Source organism: Alcanivorax sp. (genome assembly GCF_040119285.1).
GTDB lineage: Bacteria > Pseudomonadota > Gammaproteobacteria > Pseudomonadales > Alcanivoracaceae > Alcanivorax.
The window spans coordinates 16,294-29,043 of sequence record NZ_JBEDTY010000020.1 but is presented as its reverse complement, the minus strand read 5'-3'; the positions used below and the strand labels follow the sequence as shown (position 1 = coordinate 29,043).

Genomic DNA, 12,750 nt, shown 5'->3' with positions numbered 1-12,750 from the left:
TGCGGATTGGGGTGGATTACCATGGACAAGCACGGACACTACCGGAAATTACACGTTTCGCTAACCACCTGAATTTATAGCGAAATAACAGGAAAAAACGGGCTGAAACGTAGATATGACGCACAACGATTTATCCGCACACACACCTATGATGCAGCAATACCTCGGCATTAAGGCCGAACACCCGGACCAGCTGGTGTTCTACCGCATGGGGGATTTCTATGAGTTGTTCTTTGGCGATGCGCAGAAAGCGGCGCGACTGCTGGATATCACCCTGACCCAGCGCGGCCAAAGTGCCGGCAAGCCGATTCCCATGGCCGGCATTCCCTACCACGCGGCGGAGAACTATCTGGCGCGGCTGGTGAAGCTGGGCGAATCCGTGGCCATTGCCGAACAAATCGGTGACCCGGCGCTGGCCAAGGGGCCGGTGGAGCGCAAGGTGGTTCGCATCGTCACGCCCGGTACGGTGAGCGATGAGGCCTTACTGGAAGAGCGTCGGGATAATTTATTGTGCGCGGTTTTCGACCATAATAATCAATACGGTTGCGCCAGCCTGGATTTGGCCGCCGGGCGCTTTGTCGTCACTCAAGTAGAAGGTGCCGAGCAATTACAGGCCTTGCTGGAGCGCTGGTCGCCAGCGGAATTGTTGATCAGTGAAGAGCATGGTCTGCCAGGGCGCTGGTCCGATCGACCGGGTACTCGTAAACGCCCGAGCTGGGAGTTTGATGAAGACGCTGCCCGTCGCCAGCTGTGCCAACAGTTCCAGGTGCAGGATCTGGCCGGCTTTGGTGAGCCGTCTCCCGTGGCGGTTTCCGCCGCTGGCGCACTGCTTGGCTATGCCAAGGAAACCCAGCGCGGCGAACTCCCACATATCACCGGCCTAACAGTAGAAAGCTTTGATGATGCGGTCGCCATGGATGCGGCCACCCGCCGTAACTTGGAGCTGACTGAAACCCTGGATGGCCAGGAGCAACACACCCTGGCCTGGGTGCTGGACAGCACCAAAACTGCCATGGGCGCGCGCTTGCTTAAACGCTGGGTACACCAGCCATTGCGCAACCGCACCACGCTCACCCAGCGGCAGGACCAGATCGACGCCCTGCGTCAGGGCTGGTGCTTTGAGTCCGCCCGCGATGTGCTTAGCGACATCGGCGACATGGAACGCATTCTCGGCCGGGTGGCGTTACGTTCTGCTCGCCCTCGGGACCTGACGCGCCTGCACGCCAGCCTCAAAGCGCTGCCGCCTCTAATCGGCACCCTACCCGCCGCCGATTGTTTTTGCGAATTGATTGAGCGCATCGGCCAGTTTCCGAACCAGGTAGAATTGCTAGGCACGGCGGTGATCGAGAATCCGCCCATGCTGATACGCGACGGCGGCGTCATTGCTCCCGGTTACAGTGAAGAGCTCGATGAGCTGCGTTCCATCAGCGAAAACGCCGGTGCGATTTTAGTGGATATCGAAACCCGCGAGCGCGAACGTACCCAGCTTTCCACCCTGCGCGTGAAGTACAACCGCGTTCATGGCTATTACATTGAGCTGTCGCGACGCGAGTCCGATCAGGCGCCGGCGGATTATCAACGCCGTCAAACACTGAAAAATGCTGAACGGTTTATCACTCCCGAACTGAAAGAATTTGAGGACAAGGCCCTGTCCGCGTCCAGCAAAGCTCTAACGCTGGAGAAACGCCTCTACGAAGCACTACTGGAAAAAGTGGCCGACGACCTGCACGCCCTTCAGCGCAGTGCTGCCGCCGTGGCCGAGCTCGATGTGCTGGCATCGCTGGCCGAACGGGCCGAAGCACTCAACTGGGTGCGCCCACAGTTAGTAGATGACGAAGCGATCATCGAAATTGTGGATGGCCGTCACCCGGTGGTGGAACAGGTGCTAGACGACGCGTTCGTTCCTAACAGCCTGCACTTAGACAATGCCCGCCGTATGGTAATCATTACCGGCCCCAACATGGGCGGTAAATCTACCTACATGCGTCAAACCGCCCTGATCGCGCTGCTCGCGCACCTTGGCAGCTGCGTGCCGGCGGCCAGTGCCCGCATCGGTAGCCTGGACCGGATCTTCACCCGCATTGGCTCGTCCGATGATCTGGCCGGTGGCCGCTCCACCTTTATGGTGGAAATGTCAGAAACCGCCAACATCCTCAACAACGCCACCGCTCAAAGCCTAGTACTGATGGACGAGATTGGCCGCGGCACCAGCACTTTTGATGGCCTGAGCCTGGCCTGGGCTGCCGCCGAGCACCTAGCGCGCAATCTCAAGTCATTTACTCTGTTCGCCACTCACTACTTCGAGTTGACTCAACTACCAGAGCAACTACCGGGCATCTACAATGCACACCTGACCGCCAGCGAACACGATAATCGCATTGTATTCCTGCACCGGGTACAAGAAGGCCCGGCCAGTCGCAGTTATGGTCTGCAGGTGGCTCAACTGGCGGGAGTGCCGGCCAGTGTGATCCATAAGGCCGGTGAGAAATTACGAGAGTTGGAAGAAGGCAAACCGCTTGCACCTTCGACCACTACCGCCAGCAGTCATACCACGCCAACACAGACCTCACTATTCAACGAACCCAGCGCGATCGAGCTGGCATTGACCGATATAAACCCGGACGAGCTGACACCAAAGCAAGCCCTGGAAGCGCTATACACATTGAAAAAACTGACGTGAGCCCTCTTAGGGGCGCTGCAGAGCAAGCCCAGTGAACGCGAGCTGCCGGCGTGCGGAGCCATTGGCTCCTAGGCTATAACCTTATATCAACACTCCGTTTGCCTGCCTTAGGGCATATCGCTAGACTAGCGCCACCCCAAGCGAGACCGTGCCTGTTGCTGTTATAATCAGCCACTGGCACTGTACACATTGAAGACACCTGGCGAGGACAGGATATGACGTTCGTAGTAGGTGAGAACTGCATTAACTGCAAACACACCGATTGTGTGGAAGTGTGCCCGGTAGATTGTTTCTACGAAGGCGAGAATTTTCTGGTCATCCACCCGGACGAGTGTATCGACTGTGCACTGTGCGAGCCGGAGTGCCCGGTAAACGCGATTTTCTCGGAAGATGAGCTGCCAGACGACCAGCAAGACTTCTTGGAGATCAATGCGGATCTGGCAGAGAAGTGGCCGAACATTACCGAAATGAAAGATGCGCCGGATGACGCTGAAGAGTGGGACGGTGTGCCGAACAAGCGGGAGAAGCTGGTCCGCTAAACGGATCACTTTTTCCAGACAAAATAAAAGGGCGGCATCCTGCCGCCCTTTTTGCGTCGAGTCATCCTGACCCTTTTGCGCTCACCGCAACATCCTTGTACTGCAATCCTTGCAAATCCTTGTGCCCAATTCCCTGAGCACGCAAATACTATAACAACCGCATTTTGCCCTGTGGGTTAAATAAACATTAAAAACCTGAGCAAAAAACACACAAACAAAAAAATAACAAATAAAAACAAACACTTAACACTAATAGCTCTACCTTTTAACCCTAGAATAGAACAAAAAACACTAGTTTATCCTACAGATTTGTAGGATATCTCTTACAAAGCTTCTTCCTGGTTCCCATGATCGAGGCCGAACCGACTACATCCTGGTGCCAAAAGCCGCTCAAGCCTTTACATTTCCTCACGGCTTTTTACAGCACCTTGTAGCACTTCTCGGTAGCATTATTTCCCATGGAAAGGTGGTGTTACACAGCATCACTGGCCCAACCAGTATCCCCCCAAGGCGCTAGTAATAGCGCTCACAACCCCCTCTTCCACCCCCAATTTCGGAAGAGGGTTTTTTTTGGCTAGAATTCAGCTACATCTGTCGTTTGGCTTATGCTCGACAGCCGTGCAGTGCCGTACAGGCCTGCTGAAATTGCCATTTTAGAGATTCAATCAGAGGACGCAGACTAGCCAGATCATCATTGGACACCCGTATTTCCAGCGCCATACACACATCCGCAACACCAATAGCACCAAGGTTGCTACTGCTGCCTTTAAAACTGTGCGCCTGCCTGCGAAGAGCCTCTTTATCCTCTTCTTCCAGAGCCGTAAACATGGCGGCCAGGCGTTTCTCACCATCACGCTGGAAAGATTCGACCAGCATCTGGAAGTCTTGGCCCATTACATCCTGCAATTCGGAAACAACCTCGGCATCGAGGACTGATCTATCGTGCATCAACCTGCTCCGTCATCCTTTACGGTGGCTACCATAGCAGGTAGAGAAGCCCTGTTATGTGTTACAGGGTACGAATTTATTCAATCTAGAACCTTTCTACTCTCTGCCAAGTCAGGAAAAAGTGAACGCCGGTAACAGTCCAGACGAACGGGCCCGTGCCACATCTTCAGGTTCATCCACGTCCCATAGCGCAGGCAATACGGCAGTCTGTTCCGAAGTGAAGCAGGCGCAACTATCCTGCAACGCATGAGGCCCGCCAAAACGGACACCACTAAATCGAGCGGCAGACCAGAGCGATGCCTGACTGCTACCCAGAAGCACATAGCCACCATCTTCACTGGCACCAAACACTACAGGCGCGTGCGCGAGTGTATGCAGTGCCTGTTCGAAGTAGGGGCGACCTAGCAGCAAGCAATCACTACCTATCAGCAAAACCCGAGAGAAGTGACCCAATCCATGTGAGAGCGCCCTGGCCATCCGTTCACCTAGATCGCCATCCGACTGTAAATGACAAGACCAGCCACGCACTGTTGCTTCAGCCTTCAACGCCGCATCAGGCTTATCCAGCCACAACTGCACCTCGCCAGGAAACTCCTGCGCGGCAGAAAAGGTACGCCACAGCAACTGCTGATAAATCTGCATCGCGCCTTCGGCACCAAAGCCCGGAATCAGCCGAGTTTTTACCTGCCCAGCCTGCAAGGCTCGGGCGAAAATGATCAGCAGTGGTGTGTCCGTCAACCGGCATCCCCCCGGTAATAATCCCGATGCAGGGCTTCCGGGCTGGCGCCGCGCCAGTAACGAAAGCGCAAAACCCACATTAACCAGATGGTGTGCCAAGGGCCGTTGGCGTCCCACCGTCGGCTACTGGTCATCAACGGCGGGCGCAGGCACAGCGGGCGGGATTGCGCACGCAGCATGCGCGACAGGGCAATATCCTCCATTAATGGCTGGGCGGGAAACCCGCCCTGCTCCCGAAAAACCTCCCGGCGGACAAACATCGCCTGGTCGCCTGTGGCGATGCCACTGAGGCGCGAGCGCCAATTCATCATGGAAGCAATCACACGGAACAGAAAACGGGGGTTGCTTAAACGCACATCGAAGCGGCCCCATTGTCCTGTAGGCGGCACCTCATCCAAGGCCTCACGGTGACGCGAGTCGAGCACGGTATCCGCATGCACGAACCACAGCCATACGCCGGTGGCACACACCGCGCCCGCATTCATCTGGGCACTGCGCCCCGGCTCACTGGTTAGCACCGTATCGGCAATCTGCCGGGCAATACCAACACTATCATCAGTACTGTCGCCGTCCACTACAATCAGTTCGTCACCTGCATGCAATGCAGCGCGCACCTGCGTCAGTGACTCGGCCAGGGTATCGGCTTCATTGAGTACCGGGACAATAACGCTCACCCGACTCATCCCAGCGCGCCACCGCAACTGCTTCCGGCACCGGCGGTGCAGCCAAAGCAATGATCCGCCACATAAATCGGCTCGCCTTCAATATCCTCATCCAGCAGGCTCGACAAATGCTGATGGCCTTCATGATGACCTTGCGGCATATCCAACATCTGGTTGAAATCACAATCGTAGAGATACCCCTGATAATCCACGCTAACCATGGAGCGACACATCAAGGCTGGCAAGGTTTCGCGGTTATAGCTATCACGCAGCAGCTGCATGTAGTCGTTGAACTGATTATGGGCCAACAACACCGCGCCAAAACGGCTAATGGGCATATTGGTAATCGTCAGCAGATGATTAAAACGCAGACCAAAATGTTCCATCAGTTCGCGCTTGTAATCAGCTTCCAAGGCCTGCTGGGGAGGCGGCAGAGAGGCACCGGTGGGGTTATAGACAAGATCCAACACTCGACTCTCTCCGTAGCCTTTTTCGTTAAGGCGGCGAATCGCCTCCAGGCTCCCCTGAAACACCCCTTTTCCGCGTTGCTTATTCACGTTTTCTTCGGAATAACACGGCAAAGAGGCCACCACATGCACGTGGTGATCGGCCAGAAACTGTGGCAAATCTTCATAGCCGGGTTCGAGCAGGATGGTGAGGTTACAGCGATCGATAACCTCCACACCGAGTGCATGGCATTCACGCACCAGGTAACGAAAATGCGGGTTCATCTCCGGCGCGCCGCCGGTAAGGTCGATGACCTTGATATCCCGCTTGCGGATCACCTGAAGAATCAGGTCGATGGTGGCCTTGGCCATCAGCTCAGTGCGCGTGGGGCCAGCATTCACATGGCAGTGCACACAACTCAGGTTGCACAAGTAGCCCAAGTTGACCTGCAACACGGACGTGACATGGCGGCGCAATGGCGGGAAATCGGTGCTGCTGCGCACCAATAAATCATGGGTGTCCTGCATACTTCACCTGTTTCAATTTCCTTAATGCTATCAATTAGATGCAGGCTTGTCGCAAACGTTACGTGAAAGCTTGCAAGCAAGTGCGAAGGGATGGTTTTTGTGACAGCGTTTTTACCATAGAAACAGAGGCATCCTCTGACAATAGCTGAATCTGCGGGGTCTATTCATTCAACAAGCGGCACTTCCAACAGCATTCCCACCCCCAGAATCGCCGCAACATTAACCACCGGGCACCACGAAGCAAAATCCTTACAATCGTCATTTCTTTAAGCCCCGGTAGCTCAGTTGGGTGAGTGCGGGGGTTTCCAAAGCGTGCTTTGGCCGAACGAACGCGAAGCGGATACCGCCGCTTTGCCGGCGCCCGCAGGACGAGTAAGCGCCGATAAAATAGCCGCTTGCTCCCCGGAACTGGCACCGCGCAGCAAAATCCTTACAATCGTCACCTCTTTAAGCCCCGGTAGCTCAGTTGGGTGAGTGCGGGGGTTTCCAAAGCGTGCTTTGGCCGAACGAACGCGAAGCGGATACCGCCGCTTTGCCGGCGCCCGCAGGGCGAGTAAGCGCCGATAAAATAGCCGCTTGCTCCCCGGAACTGGCACCGCGCAGCAAAATCCTTACAATCGTCATTTCTTTAAGCCCCGGTAGCTCAGTTGGATAGAGCAAGCGCCTCCTAAGCGCTAGGTCGGACGTTCGAATCGTCTCCGGGGCACCACCTTCTTTCCTCTGCATCACTGTTTTATGGCCAGTTAGCATCAGCTGTCTTTTCAGGTTCGCTCTTGCACTCTACCAGACTCTATCGCCAGAACCTGCGATACCAGGATTCACCATGCCACAAGACAACACAACCGTATCGCCATTGAGCCCGCTTCTGGTACTGCTGATGGCGGCCACCACTGGCCTGGTGGTCGCCAGCAACTATTACGCCCAACCACTGTTGCACACCATTTCAGATCAACTCAGCTTGAGCTACGCCAAAGCCGGCATCATTGTCACCACCGCCCAGGCCAGTTATGCGGTGGGGCTGATTCTCTTGGTGCCACTGGGCGACCTGATTGAGCGGCGACGGTTAATCGTGATCATGATGCTGTTGGCCATGCTCGGACTGCTGATCAGCGCCAATGCCCACTCACTGCCAATGCTGCTGGCCGGCACGGCAATCACCGGGGCCTTTTCTGTAGTCGCTCAAGTATTGGTGCCCTTTGCAGCCACTCTAGCGCCAGTGGAAAGCCGCGGCAAAGTCGTGGGCACGGTGATGAGCGGGCTGTTACTGGGGATTCTTCTGGCTCGCACCGTGGCCGGAGCACTGTCTTCCCTGGGAGACTGGCATACCGTGTACTGGGTCGCAGCGGGGTTAATGCTGCTCAATACCTTGGCTCTATGGCGCCAGCTGCCGCGCTACCACCAGCCCTCGTCTCACCACTATGGCCAGCTGATCGCCTCCATCGTAGGTTTATTCGTGCGCCACAAGGTGTTCCGTCAGCGCTCCATCATCGGGTTTCTGGCCTTTGCCATGTTTAGTGTGTTGTGGACATCACTGGCCTTTATGCTGTCTTCCGAGCCTTGGTCATTCAATGATGCCACCATTGGTCTGTTCGGCTTGGCTGGCGCCGCCGGCGCGCTCTCAGCACGCCATACAGGGGTACTGACTGACCGGGGCCACGGCCAGCGGCTGACAATCATCGGCACTGTGGTTTTGCTGCTTTCCTGGGGGCTACTTGGGCTCGGCGGCACATCGCTCATCGCCCTGCTGGCAGGCATTGTGCTTTTAGACTTGGCGCTGCAGGCGGTTCACATCACAAATATGAACATGGTTTTGTCGCTGGATGAAGACGCCCGCAACCGGCTCAACTCCGGCTACATGTTTCTCTACTTTCTGGGGGGTGCTCTAGGCTCGCTGGCGTCTGCGGCTGCTTACGACCACTACGACTGGAGAGGCGTGGTGCTACTGGGGGCCGGATTGTCGGCAATGGCCCTGCTGTATAGCGGCCTGATGCTGATCAACCGAGAAAGCCAACGGCTCGACCACCCGCAATCTTGACCGAGTTTTACATCTCAATGATTTACCGTTTCTGCCAAGTCCTCTAAATTAAGAAACCGAGAACCGCTGAAAATTCACGTTGGATAAAAAAGGAATTTCGATGAAATTACTGGGACTGCTACAACTGGCCGTGGCGATCTACGCCATCGTAATGATTATCCAATCCTCCGCTGAAACTGGCGCCAAGATACTGTGGGTATTACTGGTATTGATTGTGCCGCTGATTGGCCTAATTATCTGGGCACTCATGGGGCCAGGCTCCCCCCTGAAGCGTTAGCTTTTGTTTCGCGGGGTGGCCGCGGCGGCCACCCCGCGATTCTCGACCGATTGCAGCCAGGCACCCAGTGTCTGAGGGTAGCCGTGAGGTAATCCCGTGGATGCCGTGATGCTCCTGATAACAGACTCCCGCACAGCCGCATCAGGTTTTTACTGGCCACGAGGAATTGCGACTCAGATAACTAATTTGATAACCAGTTTCCAGCCCCATGCAGGCATATACATCCCCACCGCGTCATAGTCATCCAGCAAAGCACCAGTGACGTTAACACCATTGACCCGCTACTTTTCCGCCCCGCTAAAGGTTTTCAGCCGTGCCGTAATGCCTGTCATTCTGACCGAATGACCTCGACATCCTCCCACTCAGTAACCCGCCCCCATTCTCCATCACCCGCAAACGCGAGCAGGCTCACGACCATCAACACCAGCATGAGAGCCATGCTTCTCTTCAATCGGGACGGTCGCGATCAAGACCCCACAATGGTGGCATTTTGCTGTAAGCGCCTACTAATACCCTTTACAAATAGGGCTCCAGCATATGCGCCAGTGCATTACGGACCCGTCGCCAGGGTGCGACCTGCTGAAAACCCGCTTGGTCGAACCGCTGAGACAAAGCAATACGTTCATCCAGCATTTCATCAATCTGCCCTGCGAACGCCTCCCCGTAGCACTCCAGGTCAAACTCAAAATTCAATCGCAGGCTGCGCGCATCCCAGTTTCCCGAACCCAACATGACCCAGTGGCGGTCCACCGTCATCACCTTGCTGTGGTCGAATGGCGGCGGTGACAGGTACAGCTCCGCGCCTTCCGATACCAACCAGCGCAAAGCATGCAGGCTGGCCCAGTGCACCAGCCGCAGATTATTCTTGCGGGGGATCACAATCTCCACCTGCACCCCTTTAAGCAGCGCCAGTTGCAATGTGGCCAGCAGAGTCAGGTCCGGCACAAAATACGGGGTAACAATGCGAATTCGGGATTCAGCGCTGCCAATGGCCGCGAGCAACGTCATGCGACGTTTATCGAAATCCGCATCCGGCCCAGCACTGATACCCCGGGACTGCACTGCGCCCAGCCAAGCTGGGCCGCAATAACAGGTGTCCAGCAATTCACCACTAGTGAAATACCAATCAGCGGCAAAAGTGCGCAGTAACTGCCCTACTACTGGGCCTTCAATACGGGCATGCAAATCCGTGATCTTCGGCGGCTGCTGTATATAGCCCGCCCGAATATTCATCCCCCCGGTAAACCCATAGCAACGGTCCACCACCATAAATTTGCGATGATTGCGCAGATTCAGGTACGGCATGCGCCACGGCGCCAGGGAATACAGAAAACGCTCCACGGGCACCTTGCCACGGCGCAAGCGCCAGACCACCGAAGGCAAGGAATACAGGGCGCCGGCGCCGTCCACCAACACCCGCACCTTGACCCCGCGCGCCACCGCCGCCGAAAGCGCATCCGCCAGCGGCTTGCCGGCAGCATCATTGCCGAAAATGTAGGTGGCCAGATAAATGCTTTCCGTGGCGCTATCGATGGCATCCAACATTGCCTGATAAGCGATGGGCGCGTTCAGCAAGGTAATATCATTGCCATCCGTAAGCGGCAGATGTGTCAACCGCCCTACCAGACGACTAAGGACCTTCAGGTATTTGAGATCCGGCTCAGGTTCGGCGGCGATACGCCAGCCATCGTTACTGTCGATCAAACCACCGGTTAGCTGACGAGCCCGCCGACGAATACGATTGACCCCCAGCATGTAATACAGCACTGCACCCAGCACCGGCACCAGCCAGACCAAACCGGTCCACGCCGCCACGGCCCGAGCATCGCGCTTGTTCTGAGCAACATGCACGGTCACTGTTACCGCCAACCCGATACTAATGACTGCAGCCACGTAGGGCCAATAGGGTTCCAGCATCCTCAATAATGCATCAATCTCAGCGGTCCAGTAATTGGCATCCAAAGGCATCAAATTCCGTCCCTGAAGCGGGTATCGGCCCAACGATAGCATAACCGGCCAGGCCCGAGGCGGCGGGACTTTGCGCTTTGCCCGTCGCTTCCCTAGAATACGCCCTCTTTTGGAGCACCGGTCAGCTGGCGCCAGTTAAACAGCGCACAGCAAATGGCCACTCTCCTCCCCCGATATGGCTGGGGGGCGATCCGTTCCAAGTCCTCTGCGTCGCCACGCCGACGCACGTTAAACAGGCTAACAAGTCCCAGCTTAGCGCCAGCCGCCGCTGGCCATCAGTAACCACGATTAATCCTGCTGGTTTAGGCAACCAGTGTACCGGTGTTGACGGCGTTTACGTCATGCCGGCGCATGATGAGGAGCAATACCATGCCCGAAACCAATACGGTTATTCCGCTGCATCAGGACATCCGAGAAAGCGCCGACACGTTGGCACAGACTTTCGACCATGCCTACGACGAACCCCGTCGCTTCAAGGTCTACACCGCACGCCAGCTGGACAAGATCGAACAACTCACCCACTTGGACGATGAGACCCGCTTTGCCATGGACGTGGTGGCCAATGTTCTGCCGTTTCGGGTCAACGAATATGTGATCAACGAACTGATCAACTGGGATAATGTGCCCAATGATCCCATCTACCAGCTCACCTTTCCCCAGAAAGGCATGCTGGCCCCGGAACACTTCGACAAGGTCGCCGATGCCATGCGTGGCGGCGACAAAACCGCCATTAAAACCGCTATCGCCGAAGTGCGTGAAGCGCTGAACCCGCACCCTGCCGGGCAGATGGAACACAACATCCCGGAAGTGGACGGCGAGAAGATCGAAGGCATCCAACACAAATACAACGAGACTGTGCTGTTTTTCCCCAGCCAGGGTCAGGTCTGCCACAGCTACTGCACCTTCTGTTTCCGTTGGGCCCAGTTCATCGGCGACAACGACCTGAAAATCGCCACCAAGGAAGCCGGCCAGCTGAAGAAATACATTCAGGCCCACCCGGAAATTTCCGATGTACTGATTACCGGCGGTGATCCGCTGGTGATGAAGACCAAGAACCTGCGGGCTCATATCGAGCCGCTGCTGGAACTGGAACAGATCCGCACCATCCGTATCGGCTCCAAGGCACTCACCTTCTGGCCCCAGCGCGTGGTCTCCGATGCCGACGCCAGGGATCTGCTACACCTGTTCGAAGAAGTGATCGCCAGCGGCAAGCATCTGGCGCTGATGGCCCACTACAACCACTGGCAGGAACTGGAAACCAACATCGCCCGTGAAGCGGTGAAACGGGTCCGCGCAACAGGCGCCGTGATCCGTGCCCAGGGGCCGCTGCTGGCGCACATTAATGACAACGCCGACGACTGGGCGCGCCTGTGGCAAACCCAGGTCGAACTGGGCATCATTCCTTATTACATGTTCGTAGAGCGAGACACCGGCGCCCGCCATTACTTTGAAGTGCCGCTGGCCAAGGCCTGGAACATCTATCGCGATGCCATGAAACAGGTCTCCGGCATCGCTCGCACCGCGCGCGGCCCCAGCATGTCCAGCCACCCGGGCAAGGTGGAAATCCAGGGCGTTACCGAAATCAACGGCGAGAAAGTTTTCGCCCTGCGTTTCATTCAAGGCCGCAACCACGATTGGGTCCAGCGCCCTTTCTTCGCCAAATACAACGAAGAAGCCACTTGGCTCAACCATCTGGAACCGGCCTTCGGCGAAGAGAAATTCTTCTTTGAAGATGAGCTGGCAGAAATGGAAAGCTAACAACAACGGACAGCCAGTATGAAAACGCCCCGCCCATGCGGGGCGTTTTCATTTTGCCAACAACCTAAAGCCTGAAGAGAATGAAACTCGCATTATTCCAGCATTCGATTATTTAAATGCTCTCGCGTGTAAGGAGCGGCTCTTTTGTGGCACCAAGCCGCGCTCTCCCTT

10 protein-coding genes and 1 tRNA gene are annotated in these 12,750 nt (G+C 56.1%); 6 read left to right on the top strand and 5 right to left on the bottom strand.

All coding sequences use genetic code 11. The features are described from left to right. The first annotated feature begins 115 nt into the window (after nt 1-115). Nucleotides 116-2,680, top strand: a complete 2,565-nt coding sequence (mutS, locus tag ABNH10_RS05595; protein WP_349385028.1) for a DNA mismatch repair protein MutS — start codon at nt 116-118, stop codon at nt 2,678-2,680. A 215-nt stretch (nt 2,681-2,895) separates the two neighbouring features. After that, nucleotides 2,896-3,219, top strand: coding sequence for a ferredoxin FdxA (gene fdxA, locus ABNH10_RS05590; RefSeq protein WP_039926233.1), 324 nt, complete (start codon nt 2,896-2,898; stop codon nt 3,217-3,219). 603 nt (nt 3,220-3,822) lie between these two features. Here fdxA and ABNH10_RS05585 read toward each other — a convergent pair. From ABNH10_RS05585 to arsS, 4 genes are all read right to left on the bottom strand, one after another. Then, nucleotides 3,823-4,167 carry an Hpt domain-containing protein gene (locus tag ABNH10_RS05585; protein WP_349385027.1) on the bottom strand — a complete coding sequence of 115 codons (345 nt, stop codon included), beginning with the start codon at nt 4,165-4,167 and terminating at the stop codon, nt 3,823-3,825. Between the two features lie 111 nt (nt 4,168-4,278). After that, complete coding sequence (locus ABNH10_RS05580) at nt 4,279-4,905, bottom strand: TIGR04282 family arsenosugar biosynthesis glycosyltransferase (protein ID WP_349385026.1); 627 nt, start codon at nt 4,903-4,905, stop codon at nt 4,279-4,281. Beyond that, nucleotides 4,902-5,588 (bottom strand): TIGR04283 family arsenosugar biosynthesis glycosyltransferase, encoded by a 687-nt coding sequence (locus tag ABNH10_RS05575; protein WP_349385025.1) that lies wholly within the window; start codon nt 5,586-5,588, stop codon nt 4,902-4,904. Before ABNH10_RS05575 ends, ABNH10_RS05580 begins: the two co-directional genes overlap by 4 nt. Next, nucleotides 5,585-6,541, bottom strand: coding sequence for an arsenosugar biosynthesis radical SAM (seleno)protein ArsS (gene arsS / locus ABNH10_RS05570; RefSeq protein ID WP_349385024.1), 957 nt, complete (start codon nt 6,539-6,541; stop codon nt 5,585-5,587). Before arsS ends, ABNH10_RS05575 begins: the two co-directional genes overlap by 4 nt. Nucleotides 6,542-7,173: 632 nt before the next feature. On the opposite strand from arsS, the gene ABNH10_RS05565 reads away from it, so the two are divergent. From ABNH10_RS05565 to ABNH10_RS05555, 3 genes are all read left to right on the top strand, one after another. After that, nucleotides 7,174-7,250 (top strand) — tRNA-Arg (locus ABNH10_RS05565). Between the two features lie 114 nt (nt 7,251-7,364). Next, nucleotides 7,365-8,576, top strand: a complete 1,212-nt coding sequence (locus ABNH10_RS05560) for an MFS transporter (protein WP_349385023.1) — start codon at nt 7,365-7,367, stop codon at nt 8,574-8,576. A 100-nt stretch (nt 8,577-8,676) separates the two neighbouring features. Beyond that, a complete protein-coding gene (locus ABNH10_RS05555; RefSeq protein ID WP_349385022.1) occupies nt 8,677-8,853 on the top strand; it encodes a PLD nuclease N-terminal domain-containing protein in 177 nt (58 codons plus the stop codon). Between the two features lie 516 nt (nt 8,854-9,369). Here the strand turns inward: ABNH10_RS05555 and ABNH10_RS05550 are convergent. Next, nucleotides 9,370-10,821, bottom strand: coding sequence for a phospholipase D-like domain-containing protein (locus ABNH10_RS05550; RefSeq protein WP_349385021.1), 1,452 nt, complete (start codon nt 10,819-10,821; stop codon nt 9,370-9,372). Nucleotides 10,822-11,190: 369 nt separating this feature from the next. Between ABNH10_RS05550 and ABNH10_RS05545 the strand changes: the two genes are divergently transcribed. Further along, entirely contained in the window at nt 11,191-12,579 is a 1,389-nt protein-coding gene (locus ABNH10_RS05545; protein WP_349385020.1) for a KamA family radical SAM protein, read from the top strand. Nucleotides 12,580-12,750: the final 171 nt, after the last annotated feature.